This is a genomic window from Glaciecola sp. KUL10 (genome assembly GCF_003203515.1).
Classification (GTDB): domain Bacteria; phylum Pseudomonadota; class Gammaproteobacteria; order Enterobacterales; family Alteromonadaceae; genus Glaciecola.
Genome location: NZ_BGNG01000001.1, coordinates 437337 through 463464, shown reverse-complemented (window position 1 = coordinate 463464; position 26128 = coordinate 437337). Strand labels below are relative to the sequence as shown.

Genomic DNA, 26128 nt, shown 5'->3' with positions numbered 1-26128 from the left:
AAGCGCACCATAAAGCAATATTGGCAAGTGTTTAGAAGTTGTTTTGACCTTGTGATTACGATGCATGCATCGTAATCACAGAAAAACTGCTAGGATTTATCATTAAAAAGATAGTAAGCTATTGATATTCAATAAATATAAGACCGAAATGTAATGAAATAGTGTCATCGTTACTATGCGGTCGTCATAATAAGATGGTATACGTAGTACAAGGACGTAATTTTATGCCAAAAGATGAATCAAACTTAGAACTTTATCTTTCATCAAGCCTTAGCGCTTTATTCGAGTTGGCATTTATATTTTTACCGGCATTAGCTTGGGCAGCTACAATATTGTCCTTGGGTGGAAGCCCTGAAGAAGTTAAAAGGCTTGCCGCGTGGCCTTTCGTTTCACTGGCATTATTTTCAGCAACCCTTAAGGACGGTATAGCGGCATTTCACAGAGACACCCCAAAAGACAAGCGACAACGCAAAGCTGTCATCACAGTTTCAATACTTGGTATCGTATTAAGTACAGTTTTACTAACACTTGCTATTATCGATTCCAAGCAATCAGAGATAGCATTGTTTGACTATTTTTATGAGTTTGTTTACTTATTAGTGTTTTGTGGCGCGACTTTAGTTTTCGTTACAAAGGCAATACTGGCTCAAAGGGAAGATTTTGACCACTACGTTTAACAAACGCATCAATGCGCTCACTTCGTTCACTAGGACTAAAATACAATTCTATGCTGCGCATATAATACCATTGTATTTTGGCCGGTTATGCGAGCGTTATGGTTTTAAATGGAAGTTTCAAAAATGGATGTAAAGCTAATTGCAGTCTTAATTGGAGTCGTTTTTGGTGCCATCGGCTATTGGGTTTCGACATTTTGGATGCAACCAATTGTTCGTTACCGTTCGATCATAAGTAAAGTACATGAGGATTTTATACTTTATGCACAAGTAGTTAATGCAAGCGACTTAAATGAAGACATGCAAAAATTGCATAGAGAGCGAATACTTGAGAACAGGAAGTCATCCGCACGATTATCTGCATCGTTCTTGGAGTTGCCCAAATGGTATAAGCTTTTTCTACATCTTAAAGGATTTAATCCGATGAATGCTGCAAAGAACCTGATTGGTTACTCAAACACAGTTGATTATGAGAAGTCTAGCGACCTGCAAAAGCTCGTAAGGATGGACCTTGGCCTACCACCGGAAAGCTAAAACAAGAACATGAGTGGATTATTTATATTCGGCATGGTTACGTTAGTTCTCTGGAGTTATTTCAGCGATGTTTTCCGTGGGCGAAAACCAAACCCAAAAGAATCTGACGCAGTACTTAGCCTTTTTATCCTAGTAATTTCGCCTTTAGCATCTGTTCTTGTTTTGCTTTCTATATTTGGTCCTTCACCAATTCAACTAAATGGGGTAATGACTATTATATTGTGGGGTTTTGGTTGGTGGATTTTTGCAAAGCTTTCAACGTTCTTTTCAAACAAATTTAGTGATGATCAAAACAAAACATAACTATTTACTCGGGTACGTAGCGGGCTTACAGCCTCCTCCACAGGACAGTCATCGAAGTGCGATGTCTGCTTCTCAGTAAAGCGTTAAGTGCCAAGGACATATGACTGAAGCAGACAAGGAAATAATAGAGATTCTCAAAGAGTTGTTTCGCAATAAAGACAACGAATTTGTCGATCCGGATGAGTTGCTCCAAGAACAAATCGTTAAATGGTCAATTTATGTGGCAGGTGCTGGTTTAACAATTCTTCTGCCTATCAAGCTGCTCGGTAGTGCTGACCATTCGGCCGCTAGCGGCCTCTTATCTGGTATCGTCGGTGTAGCGTTTACTCTTTTATTCATTCATTTAAATGTAAAGTCTAAAAATCCTAGCGTCATCTTGTATATCCTCACATGGCTATCGTTGATGCTAAGCTTATGGCTAGCGGGTTGATAGCACCTAACAAAAGCATATTGTCAGGCGCTGGCGCTCCTTCGGACATTTTGCATTTGCTAAAATCTGCTATTCACTGAGTTCAATTATCTTAGATTTTAGCAAATACAAACTTTCGCAGATGCGAGCGTTGAGTGTGCACTAATTCTGCAAAACCTCAATAAACTCTATGCAAGACTAGCAGGCTATGGAACTTCAATCTTTAACAATAGTAGGTTAATGTTGAGAGTTCGTAATGCGAACAGAGTGAAAATTAATGTATTCTTATTTGGAAAAACTATTCAATAGTTTAAGGCTCCGATTTGTACGTTTTCCGGACCTTCAGGATATCTTTCTAGCTTAAATTAGAAGCGGTTTACAGATTGCCAAAACTTGGCGCTTTCTTACACTTAGCGATACTATAGAATTGAAAAACACTGACTTAAATAGTAGGCCACAATGTGCGAACAAGAAAATAAAAGGATTGTTCTTGAAGGTGATGAAGCAATTGCTTTATGGCAAGCAGGAAAGAAAGAGTGGAATGAATGGGTCAATCAACACCCTGTAGCGGATGTAAACTTTATTTGTGTTGATTTTGCCTCTTTCCGCACTGAAGAAAAGCCGGATATTAGTTTCAATCAATATAACTTTCCCAAAGGAAATGTAAGCTTTTATGGAGCCAACTTCGGTAAAGGGGATTTGCGCTTTGAAAGAGCCACCTTCGGTGAAGGGGATGTGGACTTTAGTGCTGCCACCTTCGGTAAAGGGGATTTGCGCTTTGAAAGAGCCACCTTCGGTGAAGGGAATGTGGACTTTAGTGCTGCCACCTTCGGTAAAGGGGATGTAGTCTTTTACGGTGCCACCTTCGGTAAAGGGGATGTGAACTTTAGATGTGCCACCTTCGGTGAAGGGGATGTGGACTTTAGATGTGCCACCTTCGGTAAAGGGGATGTGAACTTTAGATGTGCCACCTTCGGTAAAGGGGATTTGCGCTTTGAAGTAGCCACCTTCGGTGAAGGGGATTTGCGCTTTGAAAGAGCCACCTTCGGTGAAGGGGATGTGGACTTTAGCAATACCACCTTCGGTGAAGGGGTTGTGGGCTTTCACGGTGCCACCTTCGGTGATGGGGATGTGAGCTTTAGCAATACCACCTTCGGTGATGGGGATGTGAGCTTTAGCAATACCACCTTCGGTGATGGGAAGGTTTACCTTAACGTGAACCACTTTGGAAAAGGTAAACTGCTGCTAAGCAATATTAAATGCCAAGCTATTTCGTTCGAGAGTAGGCATGGTAAAATAAATAAAAGCCCAGTTTTCGACTTAACGGCATTCTCTTTACGCGGAGCAACGATTAACGGTCCGCTTGTTTTAAATAACCTCGCGTTTAACTGTATTCCTGATTTACGCAGCACCAAACTGTCTCACCATGTAGACATGGACGGGCTTGAAGTGAGACCCGCTCGAGAGCGAGGAAACTGGAAACAACTATTCACTAAAACAAACAACGAAGAAACTGCACAATCCAAACTAAGGCGGTTAAAAGAAATTGCTGAACAGTTTAAACATCATCGACAAGCGCTTAAATTCAATGCACAGGAATTACAGGCCACACGTTGGACGCACAATAAATCATTTTTCGGTAATGGATTGGATATTCTCTATTCAGTTACGTCAGATTACGGACAGTCTATAAAACGCCCTTTTTTGTGGCTTTTAGTGTCGTGGGTAAGTTTCGCGACGATTTTTGGGTTTATGTCAGACAAGACAATAATGTCATTTGAAAGCATAAACCATATGTTGGGTTTATCAATAATAAACAGCCTTCCATTCATTACAATAGGCAAAGCCTTTCAAATTGATATCCTAGAAAAATATGAGCTTACATTGATCGATAATATATTTATCGCCATGAGTTTTCAAAACATCGTATCTTTGATTTTGATTTTTCTGCTTGGTTTGGGCCTACGAAATCAGTTCAGGATTTAACTCACTGCATCATATAAGGCACGGAAAATTGATTTGCGCTCTGTTATGCCATCTCGAAGCAAAGTAGAGTAAATTGTCGTTGCTTTAGTAGTTGCGCATTAACATGATGCCGAACACTCAATAATGCTATTTTCATATTAGTTTGCAGTAGTCAAATGATAACCATGCAAATATTTTTTGTGAAATGGATAATTTAACAACTTCTGCTTAGCGAAAAGGGGTTGAGGCCGAAAGATTTGGACGCCAGTGATGTGCTAAAAGTGAAAAATCAACCAATTCGTCGCATTCTCGGATTGAACTAACAGCCTATTTGAGTCGAACAAAGCTGAGCATGGAAAGGTCCGTTTATTTGTCTAATCCGGACCGAGTTTCAACAATGCATTTTTAAACTTTTAAAAAGTCTGAGAGTCCGTTATGCGAACAATCCAGCGATACACTGCTTATGGACAATAGCCTCTATAATCAATCAAGCAATTGATTGTAGTTTTCTTTACGAAGCACCCTTGTGATTTCTATGTATTCAGGCTTTTGAACAAAGAAAACTGCATATGATTCGTAGACTGCTTTTTGAAACTTTTCGTGTGCAGTAAACGCAAAAGGGTATTGGTCAGGCGAGTTTGTAATGGCGTTAAGGACAGACAGTAACCCTTCATAAAATTCAATTGCAGAGCTTTCACCAAAATGCCTAATGCCATATCTAATGATTTTTTCTAAATCCTCATCGGCTGCATTAGTCAGTCTATATACTGGCATTAATCAGCCTTAGCATTTAATACATCTTTTAGAATATCTTCTGCGCTTCTACTTGATAAACCACTTCGCTCTCCAACCAATAAAGCCTGCCTTAGAGAGTCAATCTGGTTCGACTTTTCTTGCTCTTTGCGTATCAAATCTCTCAACAACTCACTGTCACTGGCATATCGACCCTCTGAAAGTTGCGATTGAATCCACTCATTCTGTTGTGATGTGAGTGTAATACTCTTTTTTACCATGCCCATTGATGCTGTCTCTTTTTGCTCAGTACGATAAAATACTACCACTGGTGGAACAACTATTGCAAAGAAATTACTACACGTAATTACATGGAAATGACTATGTATGAGATAGCTATTTATCGCAAAAAAGAACCGTGGAATAAGAATAAGCTTGTCGGTCAAAAAGCCCCTTTCAGGCTTCAGCAAATATTTGCAATCCGAGCAAGGCTTGAAATGAACAAAGAGGTGAGAAATCTAGCCCTCTTCAACTTGGCTATTGACAGTAAATTAAGAGGTTGTGACTTATTGTCACTTAAAGTACGTGATGTTGCGCACGGGGCTTCAATTCAATCGCGCACCATGATTGTTCAGAAGAAAACACAGCAACCCGTTCAATTTGAAATCACAAAAGATACGAGAGCCTGCCTAAAAGCACTTATCGATAAGTTCGACTTGCACTCATACGACTTTCTTTTTCCATCGCGAAATCGTAATTCCGAGCATTTGACGACACGAGCATATGCAAGAATTGTCAAGCAGTGGGTCGTGTCAATCGGATTAGATCCTGCTAACTACGGAACGCATTCATTAAGACGGACAAAACCATCACTGATTTACAAACAGACAAAGAATTTGAGAGCATGTCAATTACTGCTTGGTCATTCGAAACTTGAAAGTACGGTGAGATACTTGGGAATTGAGGTCGATGATGCGCTAGAGATTTCAGAATCGATTGATTGTTAAAGATTCTTTGTCCTTTCGGTTTTCAAATGAGACAAAGGGGAAAGTGAGAGTGTTTCTAAGCTGAACGACTTTGAACTGGTTTTTACGTCCGGTTTATAATACAGAGGTGACCTAACTTACGTATTCGGATATTATTAATTTTCAAATCTAGTTTAATAAGGACGTTAAGTGATTATTTCAGAAGCTGAGTTTTTTTGGCCAAAACCTATACCACCTAAAGAGTTAGAAGCAGAATATAACATGGTCATAAAACTTATTGGTGCATCGCTCTATCACGGAGATTCTTTTGATAGAGACGACATGACAGAAATACTTGGTTTTAATCGAGCAAAGGTAAAAGTGACCAAGGACTCTCGCGAGTTGTTGTTTATAAAACGCATTCGATGGGCAACAAAGAACCTTTGGACTCTTGACAAATACTTAAGACCAGAATTACAGGAAGAAATAAAAAAAGTATATATTAAATGTGAAACTGTAGAAGTGAATAAGGCTAAGCAGTTACTTCGATCAGTTTATCTGGATTGTAACGTTACTCAATATGCTAGCGGTACAAAAAACCTCAACTGGCTACAAAGCTTAAAGCACCTAAACGATGCTTTATTGCCTGTTTAAACAAACAAATTTCCTAAGTCTTACTCAGTATAAATTGGGTACATGATAACTTTGGCAGAAAGCCGGTTGCGACTTTCGTTGATGGCAAAGTTGCTCTTGTCAGTGACGTTGATACTTGTGTCTGCTTGGAACTTGTAACAATGGCGTCCTTGCCGAGACTGTAACTAATTTTGTGTAACTGCCTATCTCAATTTACTCTATAGAGAGATAAGGATAGGCAGATGAACATGAATAAGAAAGATCTTGAAGCATTCGCAAAGGAAGCAGCCAAAGGCATTAAAACACCTGAGGACTTAAACGAATTTAGTCAGATGTTCAAGAAAATTACCGTTGAAGCGGCATTGAACGCAGAAATGGATGAGCATCTTGGCTACGAAAAAAATCAAAAGTCTACGTCATCGAACAGTCGTAACGGCAAGAGCAGTAAACGCGTTAAAACAGAAGATGGTGAGTTTGAACTTGATACACCTCGCAACCGTGAAGGGTCCTTTGAACCCAAGCTCGTCAAAAAGCATCAATCTCGTTTTACATCTATGGACGATACAATCCTCTGGCTTTATGCACAAGGCATGAGTACCCGTGAAATCGTTAATGCGTTTGATGAATGGTATGGTGCAGAGATATCGCCAACATTGGTTTCTCGTGTTACTAATGCGGTTATTGAGCAAGTAGTCGAGTGGCAGTCGCGCCCGCTAGATGCGATTTACCCCATCGTTTACCTAGACTGTATCGTGGTTAAAATACGCCAAGGTAAGCGCATCATCAACAAGTCTATCTTCCTGGCGTTGGGCATTAATAACGAAGGCCACAAAGAACTGATGGGCATGTGGATAGCCGAGAATGAAGGTGCTAAGTTCTGGCTAAGCGTTCTAACCGAACTTCAGCAGCGTGGCATAGAAGACATTCTCATCGCTTGTGCGGATGGCCTCAAAGGCTTCCCTGATGCAATTAATGCTGTATTCCCACAAACGCATATTCAACTGTGTATCGTACACATGGTGCGTAACTCACTGAAATACGTGTCATGGAAGGACTACAAAGCCGTCACAGCAGATTTAAAACGCGTGTACCGCTCGGCAACAGAAGATGAGGCACTGATTGAGTTGGAACAGTTTGCTGAAACATGGGACGGCCAGTATCCACATATTGCTAAATCATAGCGAACGCACTGGCATAACCTCAACACCTTGTTTAATTACCCTGAAGACATTCGCAGGGCAATTTACACCACCAACGCTATCGAATCTCTAAACAGCGTTATCCTTAAAGCCATAAAGAAACAGAAAATCTTCCCCAGCGATGATTCCGCTCGAAAAATGGTTTACTTAGCAATAAAAGATGCCAGTAAGAAATGGTCGATGCCGATTCAAAACTGGCGTCAGGCGATGAGTCGTTTTATTATCGAGTTTGAGGAACGCCTCGAAACGCATATTAACTAATGGCAGTTACACAGAATCTGTTACAGGCTTTCCTTGCCACCAATTTTTTGTATAGTTTGCTGAAAATGTTTACGCTTGGCTTCTGGATTTACTATCTGAATTTGAATAGCGTTCAGCTTCCTCAATGTAAACCCAGTTTCTGAGTTATTGCCCATTGCTCTTCATTTTAAAGGCTTCAATGTTTTCCAAGTTCACCGCTTAGCAAACTCCTTGTGGCATAAATCCGGAAAAGACCTATTGCTTTTTATGCAAAGCCGTAATTCAGAAAATACGGGGGTAGACATTCATCTTACCGCTACCGTTGGCAAAGACCGTGCTCGGTTATTGAACACATACCTTCAGTTCTTCTTCGCACCTAAAGTTATAAGGGCATTCAGAATCAAATCTGCACTGTTGTTGCATTGATGTATTTATGTTTATGCTTTTGTTGCTAGGAAAATATGGTGTTTTTATACCTATTTCATTAACAGTCTGCATGCAGACGCCTCTACTTTGTGCAAACCCCTTAACGCACTTAAGACCATATGTACAATTATAATCACTCATACATTCAGAGGTTGTTGCACTCGTAGATATATGCTTTTGAGTTGATTTCGACTCCGCTTGTTGCTTCGTAGTAGGGATACTTGAACTTAAGCTGTTAAAGAAAACCGAAGCTTGCTGAGGATTTGAATCGATATAGTCAACACCTAACGCGATGGCGGCAATAATTGCTATTCCTGTCACTACATCAGTCCAAGTCCACTCGTTTCCAGAATTAGTGCTACGGTAGGTCATTTGGCCTGAAACCATTTTCTCTTGGTATTCTCGAAGACTTTGAAATCTGCGCACGTCTGTTTGAATCGCATAGTTCGCAAGCCTTATCTCTTGTTCCCAAGTTTCCTGAGCGCTGAACCAAAGGGTATTACTGTTTTCAGTGTAGGTATTCACCCTAGCAAGGTTTTCTTCGGGCGAATAGTTTTTGCAATAACGCGCCGCTTTCCCTTCAGTTCGATTCTTCTTAAATGAGCAAAATTTATTGTACCAAGGTGCTTCATCAGAGTTTCGATAATAAACGGCAGCGACATCATATAAACCTAGTGCTTCTGCGTTTTCACCAAGATAATGCCAAGTCAAATTTGTATCGGGCATCATTTCAAGTAGATATAGAGTACTAGCTACGTAGTGGCCATTGGCTTGCAAATCTAAACTCGTATCGTAGACTGATAAATCAACGGCGGAGCTTTTTGGAAGAACGACAGTTTTTTTTAAAAAATCGTCAAAAGTGGTCTGACTGTTAGCTCTTGTTTCAATGTTTGGTGCTAGTGTACTTTCGCAAGCACCTAACACTAAAACTGCTACTAAAATAGCCAATCGTGACCATGATATCATTGTCATAAAATGTCCCTATAAATCACACAATAAAAGAAATCCATACATTCAATCTATATCAATACTGTCTTCTTTTCTAGGTTACATTTGACTCATTCAAAATATATTTTTCATGTTCATTGCAAAGCAAAGGGTGGAATGGAGAGACCACGACAACAAAAGCATCGTCAAATACTTCTATAGCAGTCAATAATAACGCTAAGTCACGAGCTCAACGTTGAGTACGCAGAAAAACTATTTATAACAAATAGGAATTAATGTTACTTTTCTAAATGCGACCTAAACATCATGGGATAGCTTAAACGAGTTAAATTTTCGCAACTTTCTTTCTAACAGTAAAGTCATATGGATTTGCTCTTTGCACTTAGAATGTCCGTTCGATCAAAACTACTAGCCCTATGATAGCCTCAATTCAATGACTCAATTAAACGACAAGCAACGATACATTGTATTATCCTATAATAGGCATACTCAGCTTGTTAACATAAACATATTGGCTTTTGGTTTCGTAATCTTGCTCTTCTTAACATGAGTATTTGCCTTTTGTTTAGAGCTGATAATGCCTTACGGTATTTGTAAAAGGAAAACCTTTATTTGGACGTGAAATTTGTAGCGGTTGCTATTGGTGTAATCTCTGGTGCTCTAAGATACTGGATTACTAATTTTTGGATGCAACCCATTATTCGTTATCTAGCCATTACCAATGAAGTGCACGTAGATTTTATATTTTATGCGCAAGTCGTAAATGCACAAGGGCTAAACCCAATGGATGCTGCTACAAACTTGATTGGGTATTCGAATACCTTTGATTACGAAAAGTCGAGCGATCTTCAAAAGCAAGTAAGGCGCCAGCTTGGGTTACCACCTGAAAGCTGAGATAAAGATATGAGTGGATTGTTTATATTTGTAATGGTTTCGTTGGTTCTTTGGAGTTATTTCAGAGATGTTTTACGCAGACGAAAGCCAAAGCAATCTGATGCGGTACTCAGTCTTTTCATTTTAGTAGTTTCACCAATTGCCTCTATGCTTGTTTTGATTTCGGTATTAGACCCTCCACCCATTGATTTTAATTCTTCGTGGTCAATCAATTGGCTTATTATTTGAGTTTTCAGCTTCTGCTATGCGAACAAACCTGCAGCTCAATAAGCACTCGAAGTACTCAAAGTTTCAAAAATACTCAGTGACCGCTATCCGTAGGAAGCGACTGTTCAAGAATCCGATACTCCAGAAATACTGAACGGCCGTTCTTTGTCTAATGCCGACTGTCAGGTCAAGTCGAGACTTTTAACTCAGAATGTCAGATGAGATGTAAGCCACTATACTTGAGCCAAACTAACGCTCAACTTACAAGCCTCAGAAATATGTCCAGACCACCATTCCATCAACTCTCTTCGACGCTCTATGTATTCAGCTCTATTGTAAGCCCGCCGAATTTCATTCTTGTCCACATGCGCTAACGCAGCTTCAATAACATCAGCATCAAATCCTTGTTCATTTAAAGTGGTACTTGCAAGAGCTCTTAACCCGTGGGAGACAAGTTTACCGCTAAAACCCATGCGCTTTAGGGCCATATTTGCTGTTTGACTATTACAATGTGTCTTAGGGTTTCTATCTGCCGGGAATACGTGCTCTCTGTGACCGCTAATCGGTTTCATAACCTTTAGCAATGCAAGCGTTTGTGGTGTTAAGGGAACAACATGCTCTTTTTTCTTTTTCATTCGTTCCGCAGGGATTTTCCAGAGCATTTGCTCGTTATCAATTTCTGACCATTTTGTACCTGCAGCTTCACTGGGCCGAACCATAGTATTTAATTGCCATTCAATCAAACAGCGAGTAGTCATTTTAATACTAGCTGTTGAGATCTTTAACATTAAAGTACTCAATTCTTCAGGCTTAATAGTCGGAAGGTGTTGCTTTTTAGGTGCTTCAAACGCATGGATTATACCAGACAGTGGATTAGCATGTATTACGCCAGTATTGTTTGCATAAATCATGATTTCGTTCATTCGTTGGCACAACCTTCTAACTGTTTCTAAGCTTCCTTTTGCTGCCACTGGTTTAATTGTTTTAATAGCAATAGGGGCTGTAATATCACCAATTGCCATTTTGCCAAGTTGAGGGAAGACATGAAGCTCTAAAGAGCGCCAAATATCAATCGCGTAGTCAGCAGTGACTTTTGTTTTTTTATTTTTAGCCATTCTGATGCGACCGAAATTAACGTTTTAGTTTGAGCGTCTGCAAGCATCTGACGCTCTTGGTCTCTCGTTGTTTTTGGATCTACGCCATTTGCCAATTGCTCACGAGCTTCATTTTTGCGTTTTCGTGCATCCAGTAAAGAAACTTCAGGGTAGACCCCTAAGCTAATTGAAGTACGTGATTTTGTTACAGGCTTTATATAGTCCAATAACCACGATTTTGAACCGTTTGTCTTTATCCGTAGCTGCAGACCCTCGCCATCAGCAAGCTTATATACTTTATCTTTTGGTTTTGCTTGCTTAACTTGAGTATTGGTCAATGCCGATGTTCGTCTAGCCATTTTAGTAGTACCAGTTTGAGTATTATATTGTTGGTACTACTTATGGTACTACTAAAAATCGTGGATGTCTGTAGACCCCAATAGACCTCAGTGGATATGAAAATGGCCTACAGCCCTTTATTTACTTTATTTTAGGCAATAAAAAAGGCTGATAAATCAGCCTTTTTTACATCGATTGGTGGAGCTGGCGGGAATTGAACCCGCGTCCAGAAAGCGTCAACCATTGGTACTACATGCTTAGTCTGTCTTTTATTTAACTCTACGGACTCCGACAAACAGGATTCTTTCGAGCTGGCCTATTACTATTTCGCGGTTCAGCCATAGACAAGCTTCCCTCGCTAGGTCATTGAGATGACCTTCCGAACCTCAGCTAATGACCAGAGCGTGAGTGGAAGGGCCTATACAGGTTATTAAGCTGCTAGTGCGTAGTTTTCGTCGTTTGCGACTATTTGTTTGCGGCTTTTTTAAGAGGCAAACCGCACCTCTGCATGCACCTCAAGCATCATTGAATCCTGTCGAATCCAGAGCAGCCCCGAGATATGGTTTAGAGTATAACATGCTTGTAATACACAAAGAAGCTTCCATAATAAAGAAAGTCGTAAATAAAAAGATAATTAAAAGAACAAGATGAGTGTATTTACAGAGTGTCAACTTAGCAGTGGTGTGTGCTTAAAAAACCGATTTGTTAAAGCCGCGATGGAAGAAAACTTAGCAGATGCTAATCAGTTGCCATCACAAGCCCTCTTTAATTTGTATCAAGCTTGGGCAAAAGGCGGAGTTGGCTTGATTATTACTGGAAACGTGATGGTTGATCGCTTTGCGATGACAGGACCCGGGGGTGTGGTTCTAGAAAAAGACACACCGCTCGATGCGTTTGAAAAATGGGCAAAACAAGCTCAATTAAATAACACAAAAGTGATTATGCAAATTAATCATCCTGGTCGGCAAGTATTTAAGCGTATGGGGGGCAAAGTACTTTCGCCATCGGATGTTGCTTTGAATATGGGGAAGCATAGTGGTCTGTTTGAAACACCAAAAGCGATGACTGAAGACGAAATCCATGATGTGATTACTCGTTTTGTTGATACCGCTTTGCAAGCACAAAGAGCAGGATTTGATGGCGTTGAAATTCACGCTGCACACGGATATTTGTTGAGTCAGTTTTTATCGCCTTTAACCAATAAACGCAAGGATGAGTGGGGTGGCTCTATTCAAAATCGCTCGCGCTTATTAATCAATATTGTTTCACAGGTAAAAGAAGCCTGCGGTGAACAGTTTATTTTATCAGTTAAGCTTAATTCTGCAGATTTTCAAAGAGGTGGTTTTGATATAAATGATGCATCAGTTGTCATAAATGCACTTGCACCTTTTAATCTAGACTTCATTGAATTATCGGGTGGTTCGTATGAAGCGCCTGCCATGCAGGGGAAATCTGGTGACGATAGAACCTTGGCAAGAGAAGCCTATTTTTTAGAGTTTGCAAAAAAACTAGTGTCTGAGTCATCGACACCATTGATGGTAACGGGAGGTATAAAGCGATTAGCTGTTGCACAAAATGCAGTCGAAGCCGGAATGTCTTTAGTTGGGTTAGCGTCAGCGCTAGCATACAAGCCTGACCTGATAAATAAATGGCTTCATGAACCTGAATTGCTTGGGTATATTCCTAAGGTCGACTGGAAGGATAAAACCCTTGCTGGGCTTGCTAATATGTCGTTAGTCAAACGTCAATTACGGCGGTTGGGTGCAAATAAGTTGCCAATGAACAACGCTTCTGCATTTTTTTCGTTAATCATGGACCAAATAAAAGTATTTAGGCTTACAAAACGATACAAACAACATCTCAATAAACAAACACAAACGAATTAGCGACGTAAGATGCCAAACGTAAGACCAAATTCAAAACTGTATTTTCTTTGGTGAGAAATGATTAAGCGCTATGCTTCATCATCCGTTCTTTCTGTCTATTCCAATCGCGATCTTTGATTGAATCGCGCTTGTCATGCTCTTGTTTACCTTTAGCTAAATGGATTTCTAGCTTTACCCAACAGGCTTTCCAGTACATTGACGTCGCTACGATCGTTAAACCTTGACGATCTAATCCACCCATTAATTGTTCGATTTCACGGCGTTTTAAGAGCAGTTTTCGGATGCGAGTAGGATCGCAAACAACATGACTAGATGCTTGATTAAGAGGGGTAATCATCATATTACTGACAAAGGCTTCATTGTCTTTTATAAACACGTAGCTATCAGTGATGTTTGCTTTACCAGCACGGATACTTTTTACTTCCCAACCTTGTAGCTCTATACCCGCTTCAAACTTGTCGATAAATGAATATTCGTGACGCGCCTTTTTGTTTTGCGCGATGTTTCCAGGACTTGTTTTTTTCTTTTTCATGGCGCGTATTATACTTAACTCGTTGGGTTTGTCTTTGTTTGTTGTATGCCTTGCACAAATAATTTGTGCGAGTAGATAAAATTCAAGAGCAAGCGTGTTAACATTCGCAAATGTCTTTTATAACTTCATTAAGTAATTGAAAGTAGAGTAAATGCCAAGTATTCAAAGAAATGCGCTTGTACCTTACAGCGCTGAGCAGATGTTTGATTTAGTCAATGACGTCGATAAATACCAAGAGTTTTTACCAGGGTGCGAGCAAAGCACGGTGTTGCACCAAAGCGATACTGAAATGAAGGCCTCGATGGTGATTTCAAAAGTGGGTGTGAAGCAAACGCTAACGACCCTGAATCAGTTAGAACGTGGAAAATTTATCAAAATGGATCTTTCTGACGGACCATTTAAAACACTCAACGGAGGATGGACGTTTACTGCTTTGTCGGATGAGGCTTGTAAAATTGAATTGAAATTAAACTTTATCTTTTCAAATAAGCTGATGGAAATGGCGATTGGTAAAGTATTTAATTCGCTAGCCAACAGTATGGTCTCGGCATTTAGCCAGCGAGCAAAAGAGGTGTATCGTTAATATGGTTTCACAAAATACGCAGTCTCAAGATGAAAACTTGCTCAACATTGAAGTTGTCTTCGGCACCCCTGATAAACAAAAAATAATTAGTCTGCATGTGGCTGAAAACACAACGGTTGAACAAGCCATTGAGCAGTCTGCGATTACTAAATTGTTTCCAGAAATAGATATAAACGTTAATAAACTTGGTGTTTGGAATCGTACTTGTAAAGCCAGTCAGATTTTAAATGATGGTGACCGTATTGAAATATACCGTCCGCTAATTGCTGATCCCAAAGAAGTAAGAAAACGCCGCGCAGAAAAAGCAAAGGAAGAGGGGCGCGCCGACAAAGTAACGGGCGGGCGCGCTAAGTCTTAATTCAGTATTTGCGGCGCTCTAAACCAGTAGTCGCAAGTATTTTTGCTGAAATCTCTTCAATCGAAAATTTGGTGCTATTCAAAAAGGGAATCTTTTCTTTTCGATATAAATTCTCAACCTCTCTAAGCTCCATTCTACATTGCTGCATCGATGCGTATCGGCTGTTTGCTCGGCGTTCAGAGCGGATTTGATGCAGGCGATTAGCATCGATAGTCAGACCGAATAATTTCTTTTTAAATCCACGTAACACATTAGGCATCTTTAACACGTCACCCATGTCATCTTCGGTAAATGGGTAATTGGCTGCCTTTATACCGTATTGTAGGGCCAAATAAAGGCTAGTCGGTGTTTTACCAGAGCGTGATACACCTACTAAAATGATATCAGCTTCGTGATAGTCTTTGAGGTTTGAACCATCGTCATTTGCCAATGCATAATTTACCGCTTCAATTCGAATATCATAAGTTTTTTCATGAATACTGTGAGTGCGATGAGGCATTGGTTTTGAGGGAACACCTATGACTTTTTCTAGTGGCGCTACAAATTGATCTAAAAAGTTGTAATTTATCCCGATGGAACGACTAATAATGTTTTTAATGTCCAAGTTCACCATCGTAAAAAATACTAATGGGCGCTCACCCGACTCATCAAAACTTACTTTTATTTGTTCGAGCACTTCTTTTGCTTGTTGTTCTGTTTCAACAAATGGAATAGTCACATGTTTAAATTCTGTCGGAAATAAAGACAGCAAAGCATGACCAAACACTTCGGCAGTAATGGCTGTACCATCTGAAATATAAAAAGCGGTGCGCACAACATCTCCTTAACAGTGTTGTAATTTAATTACAAAAAGAAATTAAATTTTACTTTAACATAAGTGTCATTTTAGAATCGCTTCCGTCAAAGCTAGCACGCTTTGCGAACTTTGTATTTACATCTGAAAACTTTCAGTTTTATGTGAGACTAAAGTAGCAACTCTCATGGAAGGGTAAAGTTCAGACTAAAAGAGCATAGTCGTGCTAGCACAGATAAGATTAAATATCAGTGATGGTCTGATTTCAATAAACATTTAATAGCTGAGGGCTCGGCAGTGCAAGAATACGTACTTTGGTATCAAGAATTGGGCATGGATGATGTTAATCGTGTCGGTGGGAAAAACGCTTCTTTGGGGGAAATGATATCAAACCTTGCTAATGCAGGGGTTCAAGTTCCAGGTGGTTTTGCGACAACTTCTTATGCTTTTAACACGTTCTTAGAACAATCAGGTGTGGAAGCAAAAATACACGAATTATTAGATGCGCTCGATGTTGACGATGTTAACGCGCTTGCTGAAGCGGGGAAAACGATTCGACAATGGATTTTAGACACGCCATTTCAACCTGAGTTGGAAAACGCGGTAAAAGAGGCATTTGTAACGCTTCAAGGTGACGCAGGTGAAGAGGCCTCTTTTGCTGTTCGTTCATCTGCTACGGCTGAAGATATGCCTGACGCCTCTTTTGCGGGGCAGCAAGAAACTTTTCTTAACGTCAAAGGCTACGATGCAGTTTTAGTTGCTATCAAGCACGTATTCGCATCATTGTTTAACGACAGAGCAATTTCTTATCGTGTTCACCAGGGTTATGACCACAAAGGCGTAGCCTTATCAGCGGGTATTCAGCGCATGGTTCGCTCAGACTGCGCATCATCTGGTGTCATGTTTACTATTGATACTGAATCCGGTTTTGAAGACGTGGTGTTTGTCACCAGTTCATTCGGATTGGGTGAAATGGTCGTACAAGGCGCTGTCAACCCAGATGAATTTTATGTACATAAGCCAACGCTAGATGCTGGACGTCCAGCAATTGTGCGTAGAAATCTAGGCAGTAAATTAATTAAGATGATTTACTCTGATGATGAGTCGCACGGCAAACAAGTGGAAATCGTTGATATTGAAAAAGAAGACAGTTTACGTTTTTCATTGACCGATGATGAAGTTATGGAGCTTGCTAAACAAGCACAAATAATTGAAAAACACTATCAACGCCCAATGGATATTGAGTGGGCAAAAGACGGCGTAGACGGCAAACTGTATATTGTACAAGCTCGTCCCGAAACTGTGCGCAGCCGCGAAGACATGCAAGTGATTGAACGCTTCCAACTTAAAGGCGAAGCCAAGACCATTTGTGAAGGTCGTGCAATCGGTCATAAAATTGGAGCGGGTAAAGCTAAAGTACTCGCTTCTATTGAAGAAATGGACAAAATTGAAGTCGGCGATGTTTTGGTGACAGACATGACTGATCCAGATTGGGAGCCGATTATGAAAAAAGCTTCCGCTATCGTCACCAACAGAGGTGGAAGAACATGTCACGCTGCAATTATCGCTCGCGAAATGGGTATTCCTGCGGTAGTAGGTTGCGGCAATGCAACGGACTCAATCGAAACAGGTGATGCGGTCACGGTATCATGTGCCGAGGGCGATACAGGTTATATTTATAACCAAGAGTTGGACTTTGATGTTGTGACTTCTCGTATTGACTCTATGCCAGATTTACCACTTAAAGTCATGATGAATGTCGGTAACCCAGACAGAGCATTTGACTTCGCTCGCTTACCACATGAAGGCGTTGGTCTTGCCCGTTTAGAGTTTATCATCAACCGTATGATAGGGGTTCACCCTAAAGCTTTGCTAAATTTTGAAGAGCAACCGCAAGAGCTTAAAGAAGAAATTTCTGAAATGATAGCCGGTTACGAATCACCAACAGAGTTTTACATTGAAAAACTAGTTGAAGGTATTTCAAGCATCGGTGCGGCTTTCTCACCAAAGAAAGTGATAGTGCGTATGTCGGACTTTAAGTCTAACGAATACTTCAATCTAGTGGGTGGTTATCAATACGAGCCAGATGAAGAAAACCCAATGTTAGGTTTCCGTGGTGCGAGTCGTTACATCTCTGAGGACTTCAGAGATTGCTTTGCACTAGAGTGCGAAGCGATAAAACGTGTTCGAAATAAAATGGGTTTGACCAATGTTGAGATCATGATTCCTTTTATTCGAACAGTTGAAGAAGGCAAGCAAGTCATTGAACTACTTGAAGAGCAAGGGCTTAAGAAAGGCGAAAATGGCTTACGCGTTATTATGATGTGTGAGTTACCTTCCAACGCCTTACTAGCAGATCAGTTCTTAGATATTTTTGATGGCTTCTCAATCGGCTCAAACGATTTAACGCAACTTACTTTAGGTCTAGATCGTGACTCTGGTTTGATCGCTCACTTGTTTGACGAACGTAATGACGCGGTTAAAGCACTGCTTTCTATGGCGATTAAAGCGGCAAAAGCGCGTGGTAAGTATGTTGGTATTTGTGGCCAAGGCCCTTCTGATCATGAAGATTTTGCTGCGTGGTTGGTAGAGCAGGGCATCGATAGTGTTTCATTAAATCCTGATACGGTGGTTGAAACATGGCTATACCTTGCAGAGCAGCACGGTTAGTCACTAATGCTTTAAAAGTTGCTAGCTGAATTGACAGCTACACTTAACGACAAGCCACTTCTTATGAAGTGGCTTTTTTTATTAAATTTGATTGTGGTTATACTTTCATCATCGCAGTATTTACATCCTTCATTGCAGTGTCTACTGCAATCTCCTTGGAACATAGAAAACCTTATACATCAACCATCGCTCGTAACATCTACTAGCGTACTTCGTAAGTAATATTCAGCTTTTGTCAGCAATACCCATCCCCATTCATAAAAACGCACGAGGGCGTCCATGCCGCTTTGGTGCCGCGTCCTTGCGGCACAAATTTTATGAATGGGGATGGGTATTGCTGACGCGCTGAATGTTCTTTAGTAATGTGTGATTGATAGTTTGGTTGGGGGCTTTACTTGAAAGAGTGGAGCGGTCACAACCATGCTCAGCAGACTTGAGTTTGTATCCAATTGACTGACAATTTGAATAAAGACTTTAATCGACTACCAAACAATTACAAAGCCTTTCTCGTCGGCATCACCACATTCGCAAAAATCAATCCTGCCACTAAAGACATCAAAATAATAAAGGTCTCTTGCCCGATATGGTCGGCTTTGATGAATTGCTGTCCTGAAATTAACGAGTTCAAACCAATGTAGGTTTTAGACCCCGGAACCAATACAATTAACCCGTGCATAGCAACAATGGATGAAGGCGCATTAGCGAGTCTTGAAAACGCATTTGCATAAACGCCAAGTGCGAATGCACCGACAAACGCACCCATACCGTTATCTAAATAGGTTGAGGCGAAAAATGAGGCGCCGTATGCAATAAAGGTTGCCAAGATTGCAAAAGGGACGTGTTTCATTCTGGTTTTAAAAATCGCGACTAGGCCAATGCTCAGCATGAGTACACCCAGCCAATTTATCCAAAATGGCAGTGTTTCAGCGGCTTCTAATTCTTGTTTTCCAAATAAAAAGTAGCCGATAGTGATGCCCAGAAAGGCACCAAAATATAGTTTAAACAATTGCATCACAGCGTCCATGATGCGCGCAGTACCAGACACTAAGTTTCTAGAGCTCAATTCTGCAAGGCCGATGGTCAGTGATAAACCGGGCACTAAAATAATCAGTGATGATAAAATTATCAGCCATACATTGAGCGAGTAACTCAAATAGTAACTAATGGCACATACCGCCAAACCAACTGAAAATGAAGCAACTGGCTCAAGCATTAAGTAAACGCGTTTTGAATGCTCCGCCCAAAGTGTCCATAAATACACCATGGCGCCAAGCACGCCTGACCAAAATATTTCTTGCCAACCTGCGCCCATCAGCATTGCAAACGCGCTAGTGGCAAGGCTAAAAGCAATCCCACTGGGTATTTTTCCATAAGGGCTGGGTGAGGCATCTATGATGTTAAGCTCGTCATCTGCTTGTTGAAGCGATATTTCACCTGCCAGGAGCTTTACGGCTAATTCATCAGTGAATGACAGCGCGTTCATATCCAGCTCGCCGGGTTGCATGCGTGCAACGTGGGTATATTCTTCTTCATGTCTATCGCTCCATAACACCATTGAAAGTGAAGTAGGAGTAGAAACGAATGAAGAGTGGACGCCTAAGTAGGTCGCAATTTCGCTTAAATAGGCTTCTAGCCGAAATGAGGGCGAGCCATATTTGTGCAACATTTTGCCAAGCTTTAAAATAAATCTGCGAATTTGGATAAATTCAAAGGTATCCATTGCGTTCCAATAACGAATTTGTGCTGTTGTAATATCGGCAGTGAGTGCGCCAATGCTTAATCGAGCTGATTAAAAAGTGTGCGGAGTGTAAAGACTTAGTTTGCGTAGTTCAAGTGATAAAATATAGGTCTTTGCGTAAATAAAACTAATCTATTTACGCATTTTTCTGTTCAACAAATAGCGGTCAAGTTTTACGGCAGATTGGCTCATCGAGCGTTGTACCCACTTAAGCAACTTTCTTGCTGGTGTATATTCAGTGCTGAGCAACATTAATCCAGCTAATACTAAAAGCGTAGAGCCGGGAAGTATTGTTAAGACAACGCCGATAATGCATAACACCATGCCTAATATTACTTTTAACTGTCTCATCGTTTATCTCTTTCGCTTGTTTTGAACTTCTACTCCCAAACAATAGGGTATTTCGCACAAAAATGCATGTTTTAAAATGTAACGATATGTTCAGGTTGAACCGAAAGATGTAAACATACATAAGAAGTCATTGTTCTATTAAATTTCGTTTGTAAGCTAGAGCCTAGCTGACTTAGTCGGTATACTCCTTGGCTCTACAATAGGAGCATCAAGCATTGACCGCGTTACCCATACTGCCAATTGAAAATACAATTTCTACCATGACTCAGCAATTTTTAAATGAATTGCAAAACAAAGGGTTTGAAGGAGACATTGAGTATAGTTACGCCAGTCGACTTGCTGTTGCTACTGATAATTCGATTTATCAACAATTGCCACAAGCTGTGTTGCTTCCTGCAAATACCGACGATTTAATAAAAATCGCAAGCTTGGCAGGTCAGTTTTCAGAGGTGACCTTTAGCGCGAGAGGTGGCGGTACAGGCACAAACGGACAATCGCTTACACCGGGCATTGTGGTTGATACTTCAAGGCATATGAGTGGCATACTAGAGCTTAATCTAGACGAAAAGTGGGTACGTGTACAAAGCGGTGTGGTTAAAGACGCTCTCAATGACTTTTTAAGGCCTCATGGGTATTTTTTCTCGCCCGATCTTTCAACAAGCAACAGGGCGACGGTCGGCGGCATGATCAGCACTGATGCATCTGGTCAGGGCTCGCTTGTATACGGTAAGACCAGTGATCATGTCCTTGGACTCTCTTCGGTACTTGCGGGCGGAAGTGTTCTCAATAGTCATCCCATTCCTGTTGAAGAGGCTCAAGCACTAGCAAAACAAAATACGCTAATAGGTACTCTCTATAAGCAAGTGCTTGAAACCTGCGTGAACAAGCGCCAACAAATTATAGAAAAATTCCCGCGCCTGAATCGCTTTTTAACGGGTTATGACCTCGAACATGCCTACGATGACAAGAATCAAACAATAGACATCGGGCGTCTTATCACTGGTGCCGAAGGTTCCTTAGCGTTTATCGCTGAAGCAAAGCTCAATATCACTAAAATACCAAAGCATACTGCGTTGGTTAATGTTAAATACGATAAATTTGAATCTGCATTAAGGCATGCGCCAAGCATGATTGCGGCGAACGCGACTTCGGTTGAAACAGTTGATAGCACGGTACTTAATTTAGCCAAAAGCGACATCATATGGCACAGCGTCTCAGATTTGATCACCGACGTTCCTGGCAAGGAAATGCTGGGGTTAAATATGGTCGAATACAACAGTGATGACCAAGCTGAAATTGAGGAAAAAATTGCAACTTTATCTGAACGTTTAAATGCGGCAGCGCAAGAAGGTAGAGATGGTGTTATTGGCTTTCAAGTGACCTACGAGCGCTCAGAGATCAATAAAATCTATGCGATGCGCAAAAAGTCAGTTGGCTTACTAGGCAAAACAAAAGGCTCAAAAAAACCAATCGCTTTTGCCGAAGATACCGCTGTACCACCTGAAAACTTGGCTGACTTTATTATGGAGTTCAGAGACTTACTCGACAGCCATAATTTAAAATACGGCATGTTTGGCCATGTTGACGCGGGCGTTTTACACGTAAGGCCTGCACTTGATCTATGTGACATTGAACAAGAAAAGTTAGTCAATACGATTTCGGATCAAGTCGTTGCTTTAGTTGCTAAGTATGGCGGTTTGATGTGGGGAGAACACGGTAAAGGATATCGCAGTGAGTACGCGCCTGAGTTTTTCGGAGAAGCACTCTACACAGAACTAAGAAAAATCAAAAAAGCCTTTGACCCGCATAATCAAATGAATCCAGGCAAAATATGCACGCCATACGAATCTGAGGCGAGTTTGGTGAAAGTATCAGATACTAAACGAGCTACCTTTGATCGTACTATTCCGATTGCATTTAAGACTGCATTTGAACCCGCAATGAGCTGCAATGGAAATGGCCTGTGTTTTAACTATGACACAAGCTCGCCGATGTGCCCCTCAAGTAAAATTACGAAAGATAGAAGACACAGCCCTAAAGGAAGAGCCGGTTTGGTGAGAGAATGGTTAAGGCTACTATCTCAGCAGGGCGTGAATACGAATGACTTGTCGTACAAACAATTCAAGTCTTCTTGGTGGTCAAAACGTAAAAACGCTCGCACAGTCGATACTGAACAAGATTTTTCACATCAAGTGTTTGAAGCAATGAGTGGTTGTTTAGCTTGTAAATCGTGTAGCAGCCAATGCCCCGTTGGTGTGGATGTTCCAGATTTTAGGTCTAAATTTTTATCCATTTACTATCAGCGATATGCAAGGCCGCTTAAAGACTACTTTGTTTCAAATATTGAATCGCTTGCCCCTTTAATGGCAAAAGCGCCACGCTTTTTTAACCTGTTTTTGGATAACAGCCTAATCAAAAGTGCTGTTAAGCATTGGGTTGGTTACGTCGATGCACCTTTATTGTCAGTGCCTAATCTAAGTGAAAGAGTCGAATCTATTTGCAGTGACTTTGACCTTCAAGCATTAAGCAATATGCCTGAATCGAAGAGGAACAATCACGTGATAGTCGTTCAAGATCCTTTTACGAGTTTCTACGACGCACAAACAGTAGAGAGCTTTGTTAATCTGCTAAAGAAAATGGGCAAGCAACCAGTTCTCCTACCTTTCGTGCCGAATGGAAAGGCTCAACATGTAAAGGGTTTTTTAGAACAGTTTGAAAAAACCGCTGCTACTGCTGCTGACTTACTTAACAAAGTCGCCGCACTGGGTTTAGACATGGTTGGCTGTGATGCTTCACTCGTGCTCTGTTACAGAGATGAATATGTCAAAATACTTAATGAGAAGCGCGGGGACTTTTGCGTAGATACAATTCAAGAATGGTTAAGTAAACAAGATCTTACTAATATTCAATCATCCCCAGATAAAGCATTCGGCAAGGAGTTCAACTTGTTGGCTCATTGCAGTGAGAAAACAGCAATACCTGAAACCGAGCGAGAGTGGGTTAACATTTATAAGCAATTTGGGCTCGATTTAAAGGTTAAAGCAGTGGGTTGTTGTGGAATGGCGGGTACTTATGGGCACGAGCTTGAACAGCAAGACAATTCTTTTGGTATTTATAACCTAAGCTGGAAGCCTATGATTGAAAGCATTGATAAAACACAAACAGACAAACAAGCAGTTATTTTGGCGACAGGTTTTTCATGCAGAAGCCAAGTTAAACGCTATGAAGGTCAGCGCCCTCTACACCCAGTTGAAGTGCTACAAGATCTTTTATAAATACAAAAAAATAACAATAACAAATTAGTTATGGGTGACACGTTAATCAACATAGCTATAAACAAAGGACAGAAAATGGAAGCGCCAAATAAACAAGAAATGAATCAGGAACAACTAGCAAATTGGGTAAGAGAGCAGTTTCAAAAAGCAAATAAATTCTTAGCGGAAAATGACGTCCTTTTTGATTCTGTCGTGACCCAAGAAAGCAGATATCTCGCACCGTTTATAGCCGTATGGAAGATAAAAGATTTGAAAGGAAAATTCTATTGGGTGATAAGTGGGGAAGTGTCTACTGACTTTATTCATGATAGCGTAGCCAACTCTGCAAGAGCCGCAATAAAACATTTTTCATTAACTTGGCAGCTAAAAGCTGAAAACCTCAGGCAAAGTGCATTAAACAATAATGAACAAGTCGCGATTGCGAATCGCCTAGAAAAAGACGCAGAGAGCTTGTATGAAGTTGCAAACAACGAAAACCTATGGCAAGAAGAGAGCTAAAGGTTTGTTTGCTGAGCGTTAAGAGCTAGTGTTAAGGCAATTACACTAGCTCTTATAGAGCTTAATCTTCGGCTTCTATTTGCTCTACAGAATTGATAGTTTTAGTAAGCGATGTAAGGTAGACACCGGCTTGACTCTTCAGATTTGCGTTTGCAAGCATTTGCTTAAACTGATCTTTTACTTCGTTGTCTATCAACAGCAATGTGTCAGTAGCCAGAGATAGCTCAATATTTTGTTTAATATCTGACTTTTTAATATCTAGCTCAGTTGCTATGCTAGCACTGCTAAAAAAACTCGCTAAGCATAAAGTTGCACTAATAAATTTTATGTTTTTCATGGTAAGTTGCCTTATTAATCATTTGTTAAATATGTTGCTTTTTTTGATAAGTATTTACAAGTTATTAACGATACAATCTCTTTTATAACAATAACTTATCGTTGTATTTCTTATCGTTGATACTAGGCTAAATATTAGGCTTTTTACACTGATATAAAATAAGGCTTTGCATTAGAAAAAGTAATGCTAAAATAACTAAAGAAATCTAACTTCGGTCGAGTTTGCTTAATATGCCAAAACGTTTACCTCCTTTAAATGCGCTAAAAGCCTTTGAATCCGCAGCTCGTAACCTCAGTTTTACTCGGGCGGCTGATGAATTGTTCGTTACGCAGGCAGCAGTTAGTCACCAAATTAAAACATTAGAGAACTTTTTAGCGACAAAGTTGTTTTTGAGAAAAAATCGCTCGCTACTTTTGACAGAAGAAGGTCAGGCATATTTTGCAGAATTGAGAGAAATATTTATGCACATGCAAGATGCGACAGATCGCGTTTTGGCAATGGGTGCAAAAGGGGCGATTACTGTGGCAACGCCTCCCAGTTATGCTGCTCAGTGGTTAGTGCCAAAAATAAGCCAATTTACTCAAGCAAACCCAAGCATAGACGTGCGCATAAAGGCCGTAGATTTAGATGAAGGATTTTTAGATGAGACCGTTGATGTGGCAGTTTATTATGGAAAGGGACATTGGCCAAACCTTTCCTCCGTAAAACTTCATGCAGAATATCTGACGCCAATGTGTTCGCCACTTCTTTTAAATTCAAACAAACCACTGGATACGCTAAGTGATTTAAAAAAACATGTCCTGCTTCACGACGGCAATAGAGCAGTCTGGAAATCATGGTTAAAACATTTTGAAGTACCGAATGTAAATGTGAATCAAGGACCGATGTTTAGTCATACTATGTTAGTCTTGCAAGCAGCTGCATTAGGGCAAGGAATTGCTTTGTCGACAACTGTTTTGGCAAAAGCTGATGTAGATTCAGGGCGACTAATATGTCCTTTCGAAGAAAAAGTAGAGAGTAGGGACGCCTACTACTTAGTTTGTCATCAAGCACAATCAGATAACCCCAAGATACAAATGTTTAGAGATTGGATGCTTTCACAAATTGATACGACTGAGTTATAGCCTGGTGTTTAAGGATAGCGATTAATGAATTTTACAATGAACAAAAGAGCTAAGTTTGCTCTGTTAGCGGGCGTTAGTTTTGCGTTGTTTGCGGTTGTGTTAGGCGCATTTGGCGCACACGGATTAAAACAAATATTGGATGAATATCACTTAGCGATCTTTGAAACAGCTGTAAAATACCAAATGTATCATGGGCTTGGTTTGGTAATCATTGGTTTGTTGGCAGCGAAATCTGAATCAAAGTATTTTGAATATTCAATTTATCTTATGTCACTAGGCATCATTTTTTTCAGCGGAAGTCTTTATTTATTGGCCATTTTTGATTTTAAGTTTTTAGGCGCAGTGACGCCTGTGGGCGGCGTGTTTTTTATAATGGCTTGGATTAGTTGTTTTGTTGGAGTACTTAAGTCGTGAAAAGAGT

The 26128-nt window shown here is 40.5% G+C and carries 24 protein-coding genes, 1 other RNA gene and 2 pseudogenes; 17 read left to right on the top strand and 10 right to left on the bottom strand.

Annotated elements, in window-relative coordinates:
- Positions 1–224 precede the first annotated feature (224 nt).
- The 5 genes from KUL10_RS02180 to KUL10_RS02160 all read left to right on the top strand — a co-directional run bounded on the left by KUL10_RS02180 (position 225) and on the right by KUL10_RS02160 (position 3906).
- Positions 225–677, top strand: coding sequence for a hypothetical protein (locus tag KUL10_RS02180; RefSeq protein ID WP_110427254.1), 453 nt, complete (start codon positions 225–227; stop codon positions 675–677).
- Between the two features lie 108 nt (positions 678–785).
- On the top strand, positions 786–1208 hold the full coding sequence (locus tag KUL10_RS02175) for a hypothetical protein (protein ID WP_146216745.1): 423 nt from the start codon (positions 786–788) through the stop codon (positions 1206–1208).
- 9 nt (positions 1209–1217) lie between these two features.
- Positions 1218–1511: a hypothetical protein gene (locus tag KUL10_RS02170; protein ID WP_110427252.1), complete on the top strand. Its 294-nt coding sequence runs from the start codon at positions 1218–1220 to the stop codon at positions 1509–1511.
- A gap of 100 nt (positions 1512–1611) precedes the next feature.
- Entirely contained in the window at positions 1612–1941 is a 330-nt protein-coding gene (locus tag KUL10_RS02165) for a hypothetical protein (protein ID WP_110427251.1), read from the top strand.
- A gap of 438 nt (positions 1942–2379) precedes the next feature.
- Positions 2380–3906: a pentapeptide repeat-containing protein gene (locus tag KUL10_RS02160; protein ID WP_110427250.1), complete on the top strand. Its 1527-nt coding sequence runs from the start codon at positions 2380–2382 to the stop codon at positions 3904–3906.
- A gap of 462 nt (positions 3907–4368) precedes the next feature.
- On the opposite strand, the gene KUL10_RS02155 is transcribed toward KUL10_RS02160, so the two are convergent.
- Positions 4369–4659 (bottom strand): type II toxin-antitoxin system RelE/ParE family toxin, encoded by a 291-nt coding sequence (locus tag KUL10_RS02155; protein WP_110427249.1) that lies wholly within the window; start codon positions 4657–4659, stop codon positions 4369–4371.
- Complete coding sequence (locus KUL10_RS02150) at positions 4659–4946, bottom strand: type II toxin-antitoxin system ParD family antitoxin (RefSeq protein WP_233499670.1); 288 nt, start codon at positions 4944–4946, stop codon at positions 4659–4661. Before KUL10_RS02150 ends, KUL10_RS02155 begins: the two co-directional genes overlap by 1 nt.
- Positions 4947–5000: 54 nt before the next feature.
- Between KUL10_RS02150 and KUL10_RS02145 the strand changes: the two genes are divergently transcribed.
- The 3 genes and pseudogenes from KUL10_RS02145 (at position 5001) to KUL10_RS02135 (ending at position 7675) form a co-directional block, all read left to right on the top strand.
- Entirely contained in the window at positions 5001–5624 is a 624-nt protein-coding gene (locus KUL10_RS02145; RefSeq protein ID WP_110427247.1) for a tyrosine-type recombinase/integrase, read from the top strand.
- A gap of 168 nt (positions 5625–5792) precedes the next feature.
- The gene (locus KUL10_RS02140) at positions 5793–6236 is read left to right on the top strand and encodes a hypothetical protein (protein WP_110427246.1); all 444 of its coding nucleotides are present in this window, start codon (positions 5793–5795) and stop codon (positions 6234–6236) included.
- A 227-nt stretch (positions 6237–6463) separates the two neighbouring features.
- Positions 6464–7675: pseudogene (locus KUL10_RS02135) on the top strand (IS256 family transposase).
- Positions 7676–7996: 321 nt separating this feature from the next.
- Here KUL10_RS02135 and KUL10_RS02130 read toward each other — a convergent pair.
- The gene (locus tag KUL10_RS02130; RefSeq protein ID WP_110427245.1) at positions 7997–9052 is read right to left on the bottom strand and encodes a hypothetical protein; all 1056 of its coding nucleotides are present in this window, start codon (positions 9050–9052) and stop codon (positions 7997–7999) included.
- Between the two features lie 588 nt (positions 9053–9640).
- Here KUL10_RS02130 and KUL10_RS02125 point away from each other — a divergent pair.
- Positions 9641–9922, top strand: a complete 282-nt coding sequence (locus tag KUL10_RS02125) for a hypothetical protein (RefSeq protein WP_110427244.1) — start codon at positions 9641–9643, stop codon at positions 9920–9922.
- Between the two features lie 440 nt (positions 9923–10362).
- Here the strand turns inward: KUL10_RS02125 and KUL10_RS02115 are convergent.
- Positions 10363–11582: pseudogene (locus tag KUL10_RS02115) on the bottom strand (integrase domain-containing protein).
- 176 nt (positions 11583–11758) lie between these two features.
- Positions 11759–12116: a transfer-messenger RNA gene (gene ssrA, locus KUL10_RS02110) on the bottom strand.
- A 93-nt stretch (positions 12117–12209) separates the two neighbouring features.
- Between ssrA and KUL10_RS02105 the strand changes: the two genes are divergently transcribed.
- Complete coding sequence (locus KUL10_RS02105; protein WP_110427242.1) at positions 12210–13448, top strand: NADH:flavin oxidoreductase/NADH oxidase family protein; 1239 nt, start codon at positions 12210–12212, stop codon at positions 13446–13448.
- Between the two features lie 61 nt (positions 13449–13509).
- Here the strand turns inward: KUL10_RS02105 and smpB are convergent, their stop codons facing one another.
- Positions 13510–13980, bottom strand: a complete 471-nt coding sequence (gene smpB, locus KUL10_RS02100) for an SsrA-binding protein SmpB (protein ID WP_110427241.1) — start codon at positions 13978–13980, stop codon at positions 13510–13512.
- Positions 13981–14131: 151 nt separating this feature from the next.
- On the opposite strand from smpB, the gene KUL10_RS02095 reads away from it, so the two are divergent.
- Together KUL10_RS02095 and KUL10_RS02090 are read left to right on the top strand one after the other, a co-directional pair.
- Positions 14132–14563 (top strand): type II toxin-antitoxin system RatA family toxin, encoded by a 432-nt coding sequence (locus KUL10_RS02095; RefSeq protein ID WP_110427240.1) that lies wholly within the window; start codon positions 14132–14134, stop codon positions 14561–14563.
- A gap of 1 nt (position 14564) precedes the next feature.
- Positions 14565–14921, top strand: coding sequence for an RnfH family protein (locus KUL10_RS02090; protein ID WP_110427239.1), 357 nt, complete (start codon positions 14565–14567; stop codon positions 14919–14921).
- Position 14922: 1 nt separating this feature from the next.
- Here the strand turns inward: KUL10_RS02090 and KUL10_RS02085 are convergent, their stop codons facing one another.
- Positions 14923–15735 (bottom strand): pyruvate, water dikinase regulatory protein, encoded by an 813-nt coding sequence (locus KUL10_RS02085; RefSeq protein WP_110427238.1) that lies wholly within the window; start codon positions 15733–15735, stop codon positions 14923–14925.
- Positions 15736–16011: 276 nt separating this feature from the next.
- Here KUL10_RS02085 and ppsA point away from each other — a divergent pair, with 276 nt between their 5' ends.
- Positions 16012–18384 carry a phosphoenolpyruvate synthase gene (ppsA, locus tag KUL10_RS02080; protein ID WP_110427237.1) on the top strand — a complete coding sequence of 791 codons (2373 nt, stop codon included), beginning with the start codon at positions 16012–16014 and terminating at the stop codon, positions 18382–18384.
- A gap of 493 nt (positions 18385–18877) precedes the next feature.
- On the opposite strand, the gene KUL10_RS02075 is transcribed toward ppsA, so the two are convergent.
- Together KUL10_RS02075 and KUL10_RS02070 are read right to left on the bottom strand one after the other, a co-directional pair.
- Positions 18878–20104, bottom strand: a complete 1227-nt coding sequence (locus KUL10_RS02075) for a threonine/serine exporter ThrE family protein (protein ID WP_110427236.1) — start codon at positions 20102–20104, stop codon at positions 18878–18880.
- Positions 20105–20254: 150 nt separating this feature from the next.
- Positions 20255–20473 carry a PGPGW domain-containing protein gene (locus tag KUL10_RS02070; RefSeq protein WP_110427235.1) on the bottom strand — a complete coding sequence of 73 codons (219 nt, stop codon included), beginning with the start codon at positions 20471–20473 and terminating at the stop codon, positions 20255–20257.
- A 260-nt stretch (positions 20474–20733) separates the two neighbouring features.
- Between KUL10_RS02070 and KUL10_RS02065 the strand changes: the two genes are divergently transcribed.
- Positions 20734–23748, top strand: coding sequence for an FAD-binding and (Fe-S)-binding domain-containing protein (locus tag KUL10_RS02065; RefSeq protein WP_110427588.1), 3015 nt, complete (start codon positions 20734–20736; stop codon positions 23746–23748).
- 75 nt (positions 23749–23823) lie between these two features.
- Positions 23824–24246 (top strand): DUF4826 family protein, encoded by a 423-nt coding sequence (locus KUL10_RS02060; RefSeq protein WP_110427234.1) that lies wholly within the window; start codon positions 23824–23826, stop codon positions 24244–24246.
- A 61-nt stretch (positions 24247–24307) separates the two neighbouring features.
- Here KUL10_RS02060 and KUL10_RS02055 read toward each other — a convergent pair whose 3' ends face one another.
- The gene (locus KUL10_RS02055) at positions 24308–24583 is read right to left on the bottom strand and encodes a hypothetical protein (RefSeq protein WP_110427233.1); all 276 of its coding nucleotides are present in this window, start codon (positions 24581–24583) and stop codon (positions 24308–24310) included.
- A gap of 230 nt (positions 24584–24813) precedes the next feature.
- Between KUL10_RS02055 and KUL10_RS02050 the strand changes: the two genes are divergently transcribed.
- Together KUL10_RS02050 and KUL10_RS02045 are read left to right on the top strand one after the other, a co-directional pair.
- Positions 24814–25707 carry a transcriptional regulator GcvA gene (locus tag KUL10_RS02050; protein ID WP_110427232.1) on the top strand — a complete coding sequence of 298 codons (894 nt, stop codon included), beginning with the start codon at positions 24814–24816 and terminating at the stop codon, positions 25705–25707.
- 24 nt (positions 25708–25731) lie between these two features.
- On the top strand, positions 25732–26121 hold the full coding sequence (locus tag KUL10_RS02045; protein ID WP_233499669.1) for a DUF423 domain-containing protein: 390 nt from the start codon (positions 25732–25734) through the stop codon (positions 26119–26121).
- Positions 26122–26128: the final 7 nt, after the last annotated feature.

Excerpts from the sequence above, each read along its gene's own strand:
- KUL10_RS02180 (WP_110427254.1), top strand. The coding sequence starts at position 225 with ATGCCAAAAGATGAATCAAACTTAGAACTTTATCTTTCATCAAGCCTT.
- KUL10_RS02175 (WP_146216745.1), top strand. The coding sequence starts at position 786 with ATGGAAGTTTCAAAAATGGATGTAAAGCTAATTGCAGTCTTAATTGGA.
- KUL10_RS02170 (WP_110427252.1), top strand. The coding sequence starts at position 1,218 with ATGAGTGGATTATTTATATTCGGCATGGTTACGTTAGTTCTCTGGAGT.
- KUL10_RS02165 (WP_110427251.1), top strand. The coding sequence starts at position 1,612 with ATGACTGAAGCAGACAAGGAAATAATAGAGATTCTCAAAGAGTTGTTT.
- KUL10_RS02160 (WP_110427250.1), top strand. The coding sequence starts at position 2,380 with ATGTGCGAACAAGAAAATAAAAGGATTGTTCTTGAAGGTGATGAAGCA.
- KUL10_RS02155 (WP_110427249.1), bottom strand. The coding sequence starts at position 4,659 with ATGCCAGTATATAGACTGACTAATGCAGCCGATGAGGATTTAGAAAAA.
- KUL10_RS02145 (WP_110427247.1), top strand. The coding sequence starts at position 5,001 with ATGTATGAGATAGCTATTTATCGCAAAAAAGAACCGTGGAATAAGAAT.
- KUL10_RS02130 (WP_110427245.1), bottom strand. The coding sequence starts at position 9,052 with ATGACAATGATATCATGGTCACGATTGGCTATTTTAGTAGCAGTTTTA.
- KUL10_RS02105 (WP_110427242.1), top strand. The coding sequence starts at position 12,210 with ATGAGTGTATTTACAGAGTGTCAACTTAGCAGTGGTGTGTGCTTAAAA.
- smpB (WP_110427241.1), bottom strand. The coding sequence starts at position 13,980 with ATGAAAAAGAAAAAAACAAGTCCTGGAAACATCGCGCAAAACAAAAAG.
- KUL10_RS02095 (WP_110427240.1), top strand. The coding sequence starts at position 14,132 with ATGCCAAGTATTCAAAGAAATGCGCTTGTACCTTACAGCGCTGAGCAG.
- KUL10_RS02090 (WP_110427239.1), top strand. The coding sequence starts at position 14,565 with ATGGTTTCACAAAATACGCAGTCTCAAGATGAAAACTTGCTCAACATT.
- KUL10_RS02075 (WP_110427236.1), bottom strand. The coding sequence starts at position 20,104 with ATGGATACCTTTGAATTTATCCAAATTCGCAGATTTATTTTAAAGCTT.
- KUL10_RS02070 (WP_110427235.1), bottom strand. The coding sequence starts at position 20,473 with ATGAGACAGTTAAAAGTAATATTAGGCATGGTGTTATGCATTATCGGC.
- KUL10_RS02065 (WP_110427588.1), top strand. The coding sequence starts at position 20,734 with ATGACTCAGCAATTTTTAAATGAATTGCAAAACAAAGGGTTTGAAGGA.
- KUL10_RS02060 (WP_110427234.1), top strand. The coding sequence starts at position 23,824 with ATGGAAGCGCCAAATAAACAAGAAATGAATCAGGAACAACTAGCAAAT.
- KUL10_RS02055 (WP_110427233.1), bottom strand. The coding sequence starts at position 24,583 with ATGAAAAACATAAAATTTATTAGTGCAACTTTATGCTTAGCGAGTTTT.
- KUL10_RS02050 (WP_110427232.1), top strand. The coding sequence starts at position 24,814 with ATGCCAAAACGTTTACCTCCTTTAAATGCGCTAAAAGCCTTTGAATCC.
- KUL10_RS02045 (WP_233499669.1), top strand. The coding sequence starts at position 25,732 with ATGAATTTTACAATGAACAAAAGAGCTAAGTTTGCTCTGTTAGCGGGC.